The organism is Janthinobacterium sp. CG_23.4, from assembly GCF_029892305.1.
GTDB lineage: Bacteria > Pseudomonadota > Gammaproteobacteria > Burkholderiales > Burkholderiaceae_D > Janthinobacterium > Janthinobacterium lividum_D.
In genome coordinates this window covers 4,560,121-4,573,707 of the sequence record NZ_JARXUX010000001.1, presented here as the reverse complement: position 1 = coordinate 4,573,707, position 13,587 = coordinate 4,560,121, and the positions used below count along the sequence as shown (strand labels likewise).

Sequence of the window (13,587 nt, the reverse complement as noted above, 5' to 3'; positions counted from 1 at the left end):
AATCGAACCACCGACACAAGGATTTTCCATCCTCATGTCGTCAGTTGCTCACTAACTTGACACAATTTTCATGCCCCACGTCAGCGAAAATAATAGGTCAGTCGCACAAACTAGCGGTTTTTAGTCGCAGAATTGTGGCGCCAGTAGCAAATACTTTGGCGCCCTACGTATGCCACGATGAATTAAACGTCGATATTGCCCGCGCGCAGCGCATTGTTTTCGATGAAGGCGCGGCGTGGTTCCACGTCGTCGCCCATCAGCGTCGTGAAGATCTGGTCCGCCGCAATGGCGTCTTCGATCTGCACTTTCAATAAGCGGCGTACGGTCGGGTCCATCGTGGTTTCCCACAGCTGATCCGGGTTCATCTCGCCCAGACCTTTGTAGCGCTGTTTCGAGACGGTGCGTTCGGCTTCGTCGCGCAGCCATTGCATGGCTTGATGGAAGTCGACCACGGCGATTTCCTTGACGCGCTCGCCTTCGCCGCGGCGCACGAATGCACCTTCGCCCATCAAGCCTTCGAAGGTGGCGGCGCCGCTGCTCAGCACGGCGTAGTCCGGGCCTTGCACGAAGTCGGCGTCGATGGCTGTCACTTTGATGTTGCCGTGATGCATGCGCTCGATGTGCAGCTTGTGTTTTTCCGACAAATCATCGGAACGCACATGCACGCACACGGCGCTGTCGTTGATGGCCGTCTGCAGGGCCAGGGCGGAGGTTTGCGCCAGGTCCAGGGTCGACAGGTCCAGTTGCACGCCCGTCATGATGGCCGTCAGGGCGGCGCGGTCGATGACGCGCGTCAGACGCGTCATGATGCTGTTCGACAGGTTGAATTTGCGCACCAGTTCCGTCAGCGTCTCGCCCGAAATGCCTTCTGCGCCTGTGCGCGGCACCAGCACGGCCGTGTTCAGCGCCACCGTCATCATATAGCTCGCTTCTTCGGCATCGTCTTTCAGATAGCGCTCGTCGCGGCCCGACTTCACCTTGTACAGCGGCGGTTGCGCGATGTAGATGTGGCCGCGCTCGACCAGTTGCGGCATCTGGCGATAGAACAGGGTCAGCAGCAGGGTACGGATGTGGGCGCCGTCGACGTCCGCATCGGTCATGATGATGATGCGGTGGTAGCGCAGTTTTTCGACGTTGAATTCGTCCGGTCCGATCGAGGTGCCGAGGGTGGCGATCAGGGTAGTGATCTGCTCCGACGACAGCATTTTCTCGAAACGGGCTTTTTCCACGTTCAGTACTTTACCGCGCAGCGGCAAGATGGCCTGGAACTTGCGGTCGCGCCCTTGTTTTGCCGAGCCACCTGCCGAGTCACCCTCGACGATGTACAGTTCGCACAGGGCGGGGTCTTTTTCCTGGCAGTCGGCCAGCTTGGCCGACAGGCCCAGGCCATCCATGATACCTTTGCGGCGCGTCAAGTCGCGGGCCTTGCGGGCCGCTTCACGGGCGCGTGCCGCTTCGACGATCTTGCCGCAAATGATCTTGGCATCGTTCGGTCTTTCTTGCAGGTAATCGGCGAGGGTCTTGGCGACGATCTCTTCGACCGGGCCGCGCACTTCGCTCGATACCAGCTTGTCTTTCGTCTGCGACGAGAATTTCGGTTCCGGCACTTTCACGGACAGCACGCAGGTCAGGCCTTCGCGCATGTCGTCGCCGCTGATTTCCACTTTCGCCTTTTTGGCGAACTCGTGTTCATCGATGTATTTGTTGATCACGCGCGTCATGGCTGCGCGCAAGCCGGTCAGGTGGGTGCCGCCGTCGCGTTGCGGGATGTTATTCGTAAAGCACAGCACCTGTTCATTGTAGGCATCGTTCCACTGCATCGACACGTCGACCGAGATGTTCGTGCCCTGATCCGACAAACGCTCGCCCGTGGCCTGGAAAATGGTTGGGTGCAAGACCGACTTGGCTTTGTTGATGTATTCGACGAAACCGCGCGTACCGCCTTCGAAGGCAAAGATTTCTTCCTTGCCCGTGCGCTGGTCGGATAATTTGATCTTCACGCCATTGTTCAGGAAGGACAGTTCGCGGATGCGCTTGGCCAGGATTTCGTAGTGGAATTCGACGTGCGTGAAAATCTCTTCATCGGCCCAGAAATGCACGTCGGTACCACGCTTGTCGGTTTCGCCGATGACCTTGATCGGCGAGGTGGCGATGTCGCCGACCATGACGATCTGGCGGTCTTGCGGCACGCCGCGCACGAATTCCATGTGATGCACTTTGCCATCGCGGCGGATGGTCAATTTCAGCAATTTCGACAGGCCATTCACGCAAGACACACCCACGCCATGCAGGCCGCCCGAGACTTTATACGAGTTCTGGTCGAACTTGCCGCCCGCGTGCAGCTCGGTCATGACGATTTCCGCCGCCGAACGCTTCGGATCGTGCTTGTCGTCCATTTTCAGGCCGGTCGGCACGCCGCGGCCATTGTCGGTGATCGAGATCGAATTGTCGCTGTGGATGGTGACGTGGATGTCCGTGCAGTGGCCGGCCAGCGATTCATCGATCGAGTTGTCCAGCACTTCGAATACCAGATGGTGCAAGCCGGTGCCGTCCGAGGTGTCGCCAATGTACATGCCCGGGCGTTTGCGCACGGCTTCCAGGCCTTCCAGGATCTGGATGGAGGAGGCGCCGTATTCTTCCGTTTTGGCCTGGATCGGGGTGTCTTGTGGATTCTCGGACATGGACTGCTTTCTCAAATAACGATTGCTGATTGATTCGGGGCTGCTCGCTGATGACCGTAGGTCGGGTTAGCCGGAACGGCGTAACCCGACAGACGGCGATTCAGCATGTCGGATTACGCTGCGCTAATCCGACCTACGTCACGGCTGTGGTTTTTAGATCCGCATCGGCATGACGACGTACTTGAAGTCCGCGTTGTCCGGGATGGAGATGAGGGCGGACGAGTTCGAGTCGCCGAGTGCGATGTTGACGTATTCGCACTTCAGGTTGTTCAGCACGTCCAGCAGATACGTGACGTTGAAGCCGATGTCGACGGCGTCGCCGCCATAGTCGATTTCCAGCTCTTCGACGGCTTCTTCCTGGTCGGCATTGGTCGAGCTGATTTTCATGCTGCCCGGGGTGATGATGCAGCGCACGCCCTTGAACTTGTCGCTCGTCATGATGGCGGCGCGTTGCAGCGAGCGCAGCAGTTCATCGCGGCTGATGGTGAAGTCGTTTTTGTAGCCTTTTGGAATCACGCGCGTGTAGTCGGGGAACTTGCCTTCCACCAGCTTCGAGATCAGCTCGATGTCGGCAAAGGTCAGTTTCACCTGGTTGGCGGCGATGTCCAGTTGGACCGGCTCATCGTTCTCTTCCAGCAGGCGCTGCAGTTCGATGATGGTCTTGCGCGGGATAATCACTTCCTGGCGCGCAAACGTCTGCTCGGTGGCTACCTGGCAAAACGCCAGGCGGTGGCCGTCGGTGGCCACGGCGATGACATGATTGCCATCCAAAACCAGCAGCAAGCCGTTCAGGTAATAGCGGATGTCTTGCTGCGCCATCGAGAAATGCACCATGTTGAACAGGTGCTTCAGGGTTTTTTGCGGCAGGGTGACGGACGCGTTGTAGCTTTCTGCCTGTTGCACGGTCGGAAACTCTTCCGCCGCCAGGGTTTGCAGGGCGAAGCGCGACTTGCCCGTTTGCACGGTCAGGCGCTTGTTCAGCAGGGTCATCGTGACGTCGCCCGATTCGGGCAGGGCGCGCAAAATGTCCAGCAGCTTGCGTGCGGCCACGGTGGTGCCGGTGACGTCCGCGCCGGAACCGATTTGTGCGTGCGTGGTGATCTGCACTTCGGTGTCGGTCGACAGGAAGGAGACATTTTCACCGTCTTTGCGGATGAGGATATTGGCCAGAATCGGCATAGTGTGCCGACGCTCGACAATACCGCTCACGATCTGCAGTGGCCGGAGAAGGGTATCTCGGGTGGTTTTGACCAATTGCATATTTATCCTCAATGTATAGGTTGAACAGTACGACGTTTAACGTATTAATTTAATAATTTTTTCATGGGGAGCCCCGACAGACCGGCTGCGGTGCCCTCCCAGATGATAAGGGTAAAGCACGTTTTGAGCCAGTCTTGCCCAGTCGTGCTTCACGCCGAACAAAACCGTAGCGGGCGGCAGTGATTTTTGGCAAAGAAGCGCAATCGTGCTTGAGCACGGTGAGCATCGCAGGCCGCAAAGCGCGTCGCGCAGCAGGTTTTGTCAGGTGTTGTTAGCCCTTTAAGGTTTGCTCCAGCACATGCAATTCATGGTTGCATTCCGGGTTCTTGGTGCGGTCCAGCGCGATCTTGCGCACGGCATGCAGTACCGTGGTGTGGTCGCGGCCGCCGAATAGCTCGCCGATTTCCGGCAGGCTCTTCTGTGTCAATTCCTTGGCCAGGTACATGGCGATCTGGCGCGGCCGGGCGATATTCGCGGGGCGACGCTTGGAATACATGTCGGCCACCTTGATATTGAAGAAGTCGGCCACTGTTTTCTGGATGTTTTCCACGGAAATCTGGCGGTTCTGCACCGACAGCAAGTCCTTCAGGGCTTCCTTGACGATATCGATCGTGATGTCTTTGCCATGGAAACGCGAGTACGCCAGAATTTTGCGCAGCGCGCCCTCGAGCTCGCGCACATTCGAGCGCAAGTGCTTGGCGACAAAGAAAGCCACGTCGTCGGAGAAGGTCACGCCTTCCTGCTTGGCTTTTTTCAGCAAAATCGCCACGCGCATTTCCAGTTCCGGCGGTTCGATGGCCACTGTCAGGCCCGAGTCGAAGCGCGAGATCAGGCGGTCGTCCATGCCCGTGATTTCCTTCGGATACGTATCCGAGGTGATGATGATCTGTTTCTTTGCGGCAATCAATGCCTCGAATGCATAGAAAAACTCTTCCTGCGTGCGGCTCTTGCCGCCAAAGAATTGAATATCATCGATCAGCAGCATGTCGAGCGAGTGATAATAATGCTTGAAATCGTCGAAACCCTTGCGCTGGTAAGCGGTCACTACGTCGCGAACATACTGTTCTGCGTGGATGTAGCGTATCTTCGCGCCTGGATTGTCGGCCATCACCTGGTTGCCGATGGCGTGGATCAAGTGGGTCTTGCCCAGCCCGACGCCGCCATAGAAGAACAGCGGGTTATACGACACGCCAGGATTGTTCGCCACCTGGATGGCGGCAGCGCGCGCCAACTGGTTGGCCTTGCCGGTGACGAAGCTGTCGAAGGTCAGGTCGGTGTTGATGCGGCTCTGTTCACGGCGCGGTGCCGCGCCAATGCTCAGTTCCGGCACGCTGGGCTGCGGTTCCGCGGCGCGCGCGCTGGGCGCGCCGCCATTCGGATCGCTGGCCGGGGTGCTGGCGGTGACGGGCTTCTTCGGCAGGGCCAGGCGCGGATCGAGCACGAATTGCACTTCCGTGGGCGCTTCGAAGTACTGTATGGCCAGGGCAGTGATGCGGCTGGCGAACTGGGTCTTGACCCAATCGAGCTTGAAGCGATTGGGCGCAGCAATGCGCAGCTTGCCCTCTGCGTAATCGAGAGGGATAAGCGGTTTGATCCACGCACTGAATTGTTGCGGTGTCAGCTCCAGTTCCAACTGCGCGGAACAGGCCTGCCAGAAATTATCCATGTATGTCTATGTGAAAAGGTGTGGGAGGGCGTATCGATTCTGCCCTGCGGTCACCGTGTTGCAAGGCCGGCGTCGCGCGAGGGCTCGCCACACGTAACGCGCTATTCTACTCCCGACTGCCAAAGTTATCCACAGGCACGACGCTTATTTTTCTGTGGCGAGGTGGGGCGCCGTGTGTATAAGAGGCGACTTATCCCCCGGTTATCCCGTCGCCGGCAGTGCTGGCGCGGCTTGTGGCGTGGCCTTGACGGCAGACACAGCCTGGCGCAAAAATTTCCTGGCAATCGCGGCAATCCTTGACAAGAGGGGGGGATATGCTGAATAATTCAGGGTTCCCCGCCCGTATTCCGTGTTTATTCATTTGGAACGACAATATGGACTAAGCGTGGATTAACGACGCAGTACCAAATCGTAGCGAGCGGTGATGAGTTGTGGCTGAGGCGCGCAACTGTGCGAAGGCACAGTGAGCACCGGAGGCCGCAAATCGCTGCGCGTAGTAGATTTGGTGCGCGTTCCAGCGGGCGATGAGATTGGCCAGCTTGTGCCTTGGCATAAGTGCGCGATTGTCATTGGCACCAAAAACTGACGGGACGTCAGACCCGATTTTGCATTTTTTTTGTTTTTAGCGAGACCAACATGAAACGTACTTACCAACCTTCCGTCGTTCGTCGCAAGCGTACGCACGGCTTCCGCGCTCGTATGGCTACCCGTGGTGGCCGTGATGTGCTCAACGCACGTCGCGCAAAGGGCCGCAAACGTCTGGCCGTCTAGGCTTGTCGTTGACAGCTGATCGCGTGGCTAGCTGTACTCCAGTCGGCAATCAACGCGAAGGTTCACACGACTTCGCGCGCTTTCGGCGTATCGTTAAAACGGATGAATTTTCATCCGTTTTTCGTTTGCGCCCTTCGCAAAAAACAGCGCATTTTGTGCTGTACACCCGACATAATCAACTGCCGCATGCGCGGCTGGGCGTCGTTGTGGCAAAGCGTTTCGCGCCGCGCGCGGCGACCCGCAACACGATCAAGCGCGTCACGCGCGAGCTGTTTCGCATTAGCGCGATGCCGCCGGTCGACTGCGTGGTGCGTTTGTCGCGCGCTGTCAACAGCAAGGATGGTCCGGCCACCACGAGCCGGCTCAAAGCCGAGCTGCGTGAAGAATTGAGCCGCCTGTTCGCGGCGCAAATCGCCGCCCAAGCCCGTTCTGTTGCTGCGCCACCACCGTCCGCGCCATGAAAACCCTGCTGCTGTTCCTGCTGCGCGCTTATCAGTTGCTGATTAGCCCCATGCTGGGACAGAATTGCCGTTTCTATCCGAGTTGTTCGCATTACGCGATGGAAGCGCTGCGCGTGCATGGTACTGCCAAGGGCAGCCTGCTGGCTGCCAAGCGGCTGTGCCGTTGCCACCCCTGGAATGAAGGGGGCGTCGACCCGGTGCCGCCGGCCGATTGCAAACAATCTTCAACGACCGCTTGCGGTTGCAACCACTCCTGACAAATACCCTAATGGATATCAATAAACGTACCATCCTGTGGATCGTGTTTTCCGTCTCGCTGGTAATTCTCTGGAACGAATGGATGATCTCGAACGGCAAGCCGTCGATGTTCTCCGCGAACACGGAACAAACCGCCAAGGCGCCTGCGACCCCTGCCAAGACGGATGCCCTGGCTGCCTCGGCTGCAGCAGGCGTGCCTGCCCTGCCGGGTGAGGCTGTCGATCCCGCCGCGTTCAAGCGCGAAGTGATTACCATCACCACCGACGTCATCAAGGTCGATATCGACACCCTGGGTGGCCAGGTCAAGCGTCTGGAATTGCTGAAATTCAAAGGCGCAGGCAATCCGGGCTGGTTTGGCGGTTGCTTCGGCCTGTTCAAGGTATGCCAGCCTGACGACGGCAAGCAAAACGAAGTGCTGTTCGACGAAGGCGCGAACCATACTTACTTGGCGCAATCGGGCCTGGTCGGCGGTCCATTCCCCACCCATGCGAGCGGTTTTACCGTGCAGCCTGGCGTGCGCACCCTCGGTGACGGCAAGCAGGTGCAACTGGTGATGGAAGCGGTCGAAGGCGGCGTCAAGCTGAGCAAGACGTTCATCTTCAAACGTGGCGACTACGTCATCGACGTGCGCCACGACGTGGCCAACGTGGGCGCAGCGCCTGTCACGCCGCAGCTGTATCTGCAACTGACGCATGACGGCAACAAGCCGGTCGGCGACTCGTTCTTCAACAGCAGCTTCACGGGTCCGACCCTGTACACGCCGCAAGACAAATACCAGAAGCTGACGTTCGAGAAAATCGAGAAATCGGCCCTGGAAGACGAGAAGAAGGGCAACGACAACGCCATGAAGGGCCTGCATCCGGCCTCGGCGAATGGCGGCTGGTTCGCGATTTCGCAACACTTCTTCGTTTCCGCCTTTGTTCCGCCTGAGAACGCCAAGCGCGACATCTTCACCAAGAAGGTCGGCACCAACTTGTACGCCATCGGCAACGTGCTGCCATTGCCTACCCTGGCGCCAGGCGCCACGGCCAGCATGGACAGCAAGCTGTACTCGGGTCCGCAAATCGCGCATTTGCTGGAATCGGTATCGCCTGGCCTGGAACTGGTCAAGGATTACGGCTGGCTGACCATCATCGCCAAGCCCATGTTCTGGGTCATGGAACAGATTCACAGCGTGCTGGGTAACTGGGGCTGGACCATCATCGCCTTCACCATCTTGATCAAACTGGCGTTTTTCCCCTTGTCGGCTGCCGGCTACCGCAGCATGGCGAAGATGAAACTGGTCACGCCGAAGATGCAGGCGATCCGCGAGCGCTTCAAAGGCGATCCGCAAAAGATGAACCAGGCCACGATGGAGCTGTACAAGACCGAAAAGATCAATCCGCTGGGCGGCTGCCTGCCCATCCTGATCCAGATGCCGGTCTTTATCGCCCTGTACTGGGTGCTGAACGCGTCCGTGGAAATTCGCGGCGCGCCATGGATGGGCTGGATCACCGACCTGGCCCAGCATGACCCATGGTGCATCTTGCCCGTGCTGTACGCGATCTCGATGTACATCACGACCAAGCTGAACCCGGCCCCGGCCGATCCGATGCAAGCGAAGATGATGCTGTTCATGCCACTGGCATTCTCGGTGATGTTCTTCTTCTTTCCGTCGGGCTTGGTACTCTACTGGGTCGTCAACAACGTTCTGTCGATCGGCCAGCAATGGGTGATCACCAAGAAATACGCGGTCGCCGCCAAGTAATTCCGGCCCGCGAACAGAAAGCCCGCCTAGTGCGGGCTTTTTAATTCTTGTAGGTCGGTTTAGCGTGGCAAGGCCACGCGTAATCCGACACTATCGCCAGCGTGTGCTGCGTCGGCTTACGCGCTGCGCGCTAAGCCGACCTACGTTGCTGCACCTTCCCTTGCCGTAGCTATTACAATATCCCCATGAAACTCGACTCTTCCCCTATCGCCGCCATCGCCACCGCCCCCGGACGCGGCGGCATCGGCGTGGTACGCGCCTCCGGCAAAAACCTCGCTCCCTTAATGACGGCCCTGTTCGGCGCGCAGCAGTTGAAAGCGCGCCATGCCACCTATCTGCCATTTACGGAAACTGATGGCAGCATCATCGATCAGGGCATCGCCATCCACTTCAAAGGCCCGCATTCGTACACGGGCGAAGACGTGCTGGAATTGCAGGGCCATGGCGGCCCTATCGTGTTGCAACTGCTGCTGGCGCGCGTGCTGGAGGCGGGCAAGGACAGCGGCTTGCGCCTGGCCGAACCGGGCGAATTCACGCGCCGCGCCTTTTTGAATGACAAGCTTGATCTGGCGCAAGCCGAAGCCGTGGCCGACCTGATCGATGCTTCCACGGAGGCGGCCGCCAAGTCTGCCTCGCAATCGCTGTCGGGCGCGTTTTCCAACACTATCCACGCGCTGGTGGAGCAGGTGACGGGTTTGCGCATGCTGGTCGAGGCGACCCTGGACTTCCCGGAAGAAGAGATCGACTTCCTGGAAAAATCGAATGCGCGCGGTCAATTGAAAGCCGTCATCGAAGCGCTCAATAAAGTGTTTGCGCAGGCGGCGCAGGGCGCGCTGCTGCGTGAAGGTCTCAATGTCGTGCTGGCCGGCCAGCCCAACGTGGGCAAGTCGTCGCTGTTGAACGCGCTGGCCGGCGCCGACGTGGCGATCGTGACGCCGATTGCCGGCACCACGCGCGACAAGGTCAGCGAAACCATCCAGATCGAAGGTATTCCGCTCAACATCATCGACACGGCCGGTATCCGTAGCGCCGGCGACACCATCGACGCCGTCGAGCGCATCGGCATCGAACGCACCTGGGGCGAGATCGGCAAGGCCGATGTCATCTTGCACCTGCTGGACGCAGATCATGGTCCCACGCAGGCAGATGAAACCATCGTCGCCGCTTTCCCTGAAGGCGTGCCGGTGGTGCGCGTGTGGAACAAGATTGACTTGTCCGGCCACAAGCCCAGCGTGGACACCTTGGCCGATGCCACGCATGTGTATCTGTCTGCGCATGAACACATCGGCATCGACTTGCTGCGCGCCGAGCTGCTACGCATCGCTGGCTGGCAGCAGACGGGTGAATCGCTGTACCTGGCGCGCGAACGCCATTTGATCGCGCTCAAATCGGCTGGCAAACACTTGAACATCGCTGCCGCGCACGCGGCGCAGGATGACCAGTCGCTGGACCTGTTTGCCGAAGAATTGCGCCTGGCACAGGTGCAATTGTCGAGCATCACGGGCGAGTTTTCGCCTGACGATTTGCTGGGCGTGATCTTCAGCCGCTTTTGCATCGGCAAATAGAAGAAGCGTCATGTCGATGAACATCTCGCTCGCCGGCGTGCCAAGCTCTTTGCCCCAGGCACGGCGGCGATGGCAGTGCTTGTCGAGCAAGTATGCCCGATAGCCATGGCCGCAGAAAATCATCGATGAACAGGCTAAGGATGCGGTGCGCAGCTAGCGAAAGCCAGCTTAGCATCTACGCCTTTGAGAAATGTCATGGGCCTCAAACTGCGCTGACATAACCTTGCTGAGCGGCCTTAAAGTGCCGCCAGGAAAGGAAGCGCCATGGACAGCAAACAGCCGGACGTCGTGCAGGGCGAATATGGGGTGCTGGCGCGGCCATTGCCCGCCATGCCGGAATTGATCGCCAGCTTGCCGCCAAAAGGCGCGTGCTGGTATTGCGACAAGCCGCTCGACGCCGTGCGCCGCTTTTGCGGCAAGAGTTGCGGTCTGGCTTACGCGGAAGAGGCGCAATACCATCGTTGATTTTGCTATTTAGCGGCGCCGCAGCAGCGCCGCGAGAGCACCGTCGAAGTTGAACTCATATGCAGCGCTCGCCACCTCCTGGTACGCCTGCACGCCCAGGCTGGCGGCCAGCAGGCTGGCTGAGTTTTCCAGGATGTCGATAGCCGCGCCATCGCCTTCGCGCAGATGGCTGGCAAGGCGCGCCAGTAGCAGCTGGATGGCTGGCGCGGCAGGATCGGGCGCGACGTCTTGCGCCGCCGTATGGCTCGCTTCCGGCGTGCCCAACATGCTGCTCACCGCACCGAGCAATTGATCCTGCGCCAGTTCCAGTTGCAGCATCTGTCGGGCCAGGTCGGGCGCCTGAGCACGCAGCGCCGATTCCAGGGTTGCCGACAGGCTGTGCACGTGGTGCGCACCGATCATGCCGGCGGCGCCTTTCAGGGTATGCGCTTTCAGGCGCGCGCTGGCATAGTTGCCGGCGTCGAATTCGACGCGGATTTGGCACGGCGTGGTGCCGTGGTCATGCAGGAAGCGGCGCAGGATTTTCAGGTACAGGATGCGGTCGCCCATGATGCGCTCTAGTCCGTTCTCGACGTCGAGAATACGGACCATGTCGGATGCCGCTAAGGCGGCATCATCATCGCAAGTGGTGTGTGGTTTCAGCATGCCTGGTGTGCAGAGAGCCCAAAAACTTGTCAATGTCAGTAAAGCACGAAGCGCCATTTTACATCCTGGCGTCCTCAACAGCGCGCCCGCCAGCCATGCGATGCCAGGCTAGCGCGTGCTGAATGACCAGTTGGTCGCGATGTCCGCGCCATTGATCTTGCCGATGAAACGCACGTCATAGCTGGTGTTCGCGCTCAGCGGCGCCAGTGGAACGATGGCTGCGGCCGAGATCGGCGTGTGCGCATCGCTGCCGCTGGCGAGCAGGCGCACCGCCAGGTCCGTGCCGGCGCCGCGCTGGCGCACGCTGAACGCCGTCACGTCGACGCTGCTGCCGTAGTTGGCATGCACGCTGATCGGGTAGCCGACGACATCCTGGTTCGGCACGGGATCGGGCGCCTCGCTATCGCTGGAGAAGCTGACGGCTACCCTTTGCTGTCCGCCAAATGGATAGGTAACGATTTGCGCGGCTGCCAGCCCGGGGCCATAGCTGCGGTTGCTTGCCAGGTCGCTGGTGAAATACGCGTAGCCGGCGGCATTGACGGCCGCACCCGCGCCACCCTCTTTGAAGAGCGGCTCGAAAATGACGAAGCGGTGATAGATGGCGGTGACCAGCTCTTCGGCCAGGTAGAAGCCGGAGGTGTTGCTCGCGCCAGCGATGACTTCGCCCTGCAGCGACGCCAGGGCATAGCCGGCCTTGGCCAGGCGGTTGCCCAGTTTGACGCCAGTAAAGCCAGGTTTGTCCAGTAACTGTTCGTGCGCCACCGTGCTGTTGATATTGAGATAATTCGAATGGCCCAGGGCCGCGCTGTCGATCAAGCCATTGCGCACCAGTGGCGACAGGCCGATCTGGCTGCGCCGGAAGTTGAACCAGTTGAAGCCATCGGTGGCAATATTGTTGCTGGACACGGGAGCGCCCGGCTCCTGTAGCAGCTGTCCAGCCGGGGTCGCTGTGCTCGGCGAGGTATTCCCGCCGCTATCGCCGCCGCCGCAGGCACTCAACAGGGCCGCGCTCAGCAGGGCGGTCAGCCAGTATTTACAAGGTAGTGACGAGACAATCAAGTTGACTCCTGTATGGATCAGCGGACTGCAATGGGGACCAGCGTGCTACTCTGTGAAACGATTCTAAGGCATTTTGATCTGGCGTAGAGCATCCATGAAAAGATATGTCGTGTGCTCGTGCGCAGATATTGCTGCGTATGCGCAGGGTAGAATGCGCTCAGCGCAGCTTTTGCCGCTGCATTGCCTTATATCCGCTACTTAGATTGCCCATAATTTGAACACATTGCCCAAGTCGCGCCTGCAGCGCGCCAAATACGCCTTGCCCAGCCTGGTAACTTTGCTGTCGATAGCCTGCGGTTTTGCCAGCATCGTCATTTCCGTCGATAACGCCGCAGTGGGCGACGCGGATGCCTATCGCCTGGCCGCGGCGCTGCTGGTGCTCGCCGGGGTGTTCGATGCGCTCGACGGCTATGTGGCGCGCCTGACGAACACCAGTTCGCAGTTCGGCGTGCAGCTCGATTCCATCGCCGACGTGATGAATTTCGGCTGCGCCCCAGCCGTGTTGTTATACTGCTATGGCTTTGTGCAAATGGGGGTGCACGACCCGCTGCTGCTGCGTTTTGGCGGCATGGCCAGCTTCTTCTTTGTCGCCTGCGGCGCCATGCGCCTGGCGCGCTTCAATGTGAATGTCGGGCGTACCGATCCCCTGTATTTTGTCGGCATGCCGATCACTGCCGGTGCCGCCTGCGTGGCGGCCGTGGTAGTGGCCTGGCCGGCACCGATTGATTCCATGCTGCATAGCTACCTGCTGATGCTGCTGCTGGTGGGCGTGGGTAGCCTGATGGTGTCGACCTTGCGCTTCCCCAGCTCCAAGCAAAAGAAAAGCCTGGCAGCGCTGCTGCTGCTCATCGTGGCCATCGCGCTGCTGGTGTGGCTCAAGACCAGCTTCTTTGCGCTATTCTTTGCCGTCTATATCGCCGCCACCCTGGCGCTGAACCTGGCTTGGTATCTGGGCTGGCGCGGCATTGCGTTGCCGCAAGTCTTTAATGACGCTGATGAAATCGATTAA

At 59.3% G+C, this 13,587-nt stretch carries 12 protein-coding genes; 7 read left to right on the top strand and 5 right to left on the bottom strand.

Annotation, left to right across the window (positions count from 1 at the left end; genetic code table 11):
• Positions 1–182: 182 nt before the first annotated feature.
• The 3 genes from gyrB to dnaA form a co-directional block, all read right to left on the bottom strand.
• Positions 183–2,681 (bottom strand): DNA topoisomerase (ATP-hydrolyzing) subunit B, encoded by a 2,499-nt coding sequence (gyrB, locus tag H4V96_RS20535; protein WP_196857074.1) that lies wholly within the window; start codon positions 2,679–2,681, stop codon positions 183–185.
• Between the two features lie 153 nt (positions 2,682–2,834).
• Positions 2,835–3,941: a DNA polymerase III subunit beta gene (gene dnaN / locus H4V96_RS20530; RefSeq protein WP_010401998.1), complete on the bottom strand. Its 1,107-nt coding sequence runs from the start codon at positions 3,939–3,941 to the stop codon at positions 2,835–2,837.
• A 271-nt stretch (positions 3,942–4,212) separates the two neighbouring features.
• On the bottom strand, positions 4,213–5,607 hold the full coding sequence (gene dnaA / locus H4V96_RS20525; RefSeq protein ID WP_010401997.1) for a chromosomal replication initiator protein DnaA: 1,395 nt from the start codon (positions 5,605–5,607) through the stop codon (positions 4,213–4,215).
• A 636-nt stretch (positions 5,608–6,243) separates the two neighbouring features.
• Here dnaA and rpmH point away from each other — a divergent pair.
• From rpmH to H4V96_RS20495, 6 genes are all read left to right on the top strand, one after another.
• On the top strand, positions 6,244–6,378 hold the full coding sequence (gene rpmH / locus H4V96_RS20520; protein WP_010401996.1) for a 50S ribosomal protein L34: 135 nt from the start codon (positions 6,244–6,246) through the stop codon (positions 6,376–6,378).
• A 23-nt stretch (positions 6,379–6,401) separates the two neighbouring features.
• The gene (rnpA, locus tag H4V96_RS20515; protein WP_085940411.1) at positions 6,402–6,839 is read left to right on the top strand and encodes a ribonuclease P protein component; all 438 of its coding nucleotides are present in this window, start codon (positions 6,402–6,404) and stop codon (positions 6,837–6,839) included.
• Positions 6,836–7,096 carry a membrane protein insertion efficiency factor YidD gene (gene yidD, locus H4V96_RS20510; RefSeq protein ID WP_010401993.1) on the top strand — a complete coding sequence of 87 codons (261 nt, stop codon included), beginning with the start codon at positions 6,836–6,838 and terminating at the stop codon, positions 7,094–7,096. The genes rnpA and yidD overlap by 4 nt, the downstream gene beginning before the upstream one ends.
• Positions 7,097–7,107: 11 nt before the next feature.
• Positions 7,108–8,844 carry a membrane protein insertase YidC gene (gene yidC / locus H4V96_RS20505; RefSeq protein WP_196857075.1) on the top strand — a complete coding sequence of 579 codons (1,737 nt, stop codon included), beginning with the start codon at positions 7,108–7,110 and terminating at the stop codon, positions 8,842–8,844.
• A gap of 185 nt (positions 8,845–9,029) precedes the next feature.
• Entirely contained in the window at positions 9,030–10,409 is a 1,380-nt protein-coding gene (gene mnmE, locus H4V96_RS20500) for a tRNA uridine-5-carboxymethylaminomethyl(34) synthesis GTPase MnmE (RefSeq protein ID WP_010401991.1), read from the top strand.
• 264 nt (positions 10,410–10,673) lie between these two features.
• The gene (locus H4V96_RS20495; protein WP_010401990.1) at positions 10,674–10,874 is read left to right on the top strand and encodes a hypothetical protein; all 201 of its coding nucleotides are present in this window, start codon (positions 10,674–10,676) and stop codon (positions 10,872–10,874) included.
• A 9-nt stretch (positions 10,875–10,883) separates the two neighbouring features.
• Here the strand turns inward: H4V96_RS20495 and H4V96_RS20490 are convergent, their stop codons facing one another.
• Together H4V96_RS20490 and H4V96_RS20485 are read right to left on the bottom strand one after the other, a co-directional pair.
• Entirely contained in the window at positions 10,884–11,519 is a 636-nt protein-coding gene (locus tag H4V96_RS20490; RefSeq protein ID WP_196857076.1) for an Hpt domain-containing protein, read from the bottom strand.
• 108 nt (positions 11,520–11,627) lie between these two features.
• The gene (locus tag H4V96_RS20485; RefSeq protein ID WP_280721132.1) at positions 11,628–12,578 is read right to left on the bottom strand and encodes a CAP domain-containing protein; all 951 of its coding nucleotides are present in this window, start codon (positions 12,576–12,578) and stop codon (positions 11,628–11,630) included.
• Between the two features lie 214 nt (positions 12,579–12,792).
• On the opposite strand from H4V96_RS20485, the gene pssA reads away from it, so the two are divergent.
• Positions 12,793–13,587 (top strand): CDP-diacylglycerol--serine O-phosphatidyltransferase, encoded by a 795-nt coding sequence (gene pssA, locus H4V96_RS20480; RefSeq protein ID WP_261980836.1) that lies wholly within the window; start codon positions 12,793–12,795, stop codon positions 13,585–13,587.

Excerpts from the sequence above, each read along its gene's own strand:
- gyrB (WP_196857074.1), bottom strand. The coding sequence starts at position 2,681 with ATGTCCGAGAATCCACAAGACACCCCGATCCAGGCCAAAACGGAAGAA.
- dnaN (WP_010401998.1), bottom strand. The coding sequence starts at position 3,941 with ATGCAATTGGTCAAAACCACCCGAGATACCCTTCTCCGGCCACTGCAG.
- dnaA (WP_010401997.1), bottom strand. The coding sequence starts at position 5,607 with ATGGATAATTTCTGGCAGGCCTGTTCCGCGCAGTTGGAACTGGAGCTG.
- rpmH (WP_010401996.1), top strand. The coding sequence starts at position 6,244 with ATGAAACGTACTTACCAACCTTCCGTCGTTCGTCGCAAGCGTACGCAC.
- yidD (WP_010401993.1), top strand. The coding sequence starts at position 6,836 with ATGAAAACCCTGCTGCTGTTCCTGCTGCGCGCTTATCAGTTGCTGATT.
- yidC (WP_196857075.1), top strand. The coding sequence starts at position 7,108 with ATGGATATCAATAAACGTACCATCCTGTGGATCGTGTTTTCCGTCTCG.
- mnmE (WP_010401991.1), top strand. The coding sequence starts at position 9,030 with ATGAAACTCGACTCTTCCCCTATCGCCGCCATCGCCACCGCCCCCGGA.
- H4V96_RS20495 (WP_010401990.1), top strand. The coding sequence starts at position 10,674 with ATGGACAGCAAACAGCCGGACGTCGTGCAGGGCGAATATGGGGTGCTG.
- H4V96_RS20490 (WP_196857076.1), bottom strand. The coding sequence starts at position 11,519 with ATGCTGAAACCACACACCACTTGCGATGATGATGCCGCCTTAGCGGCA.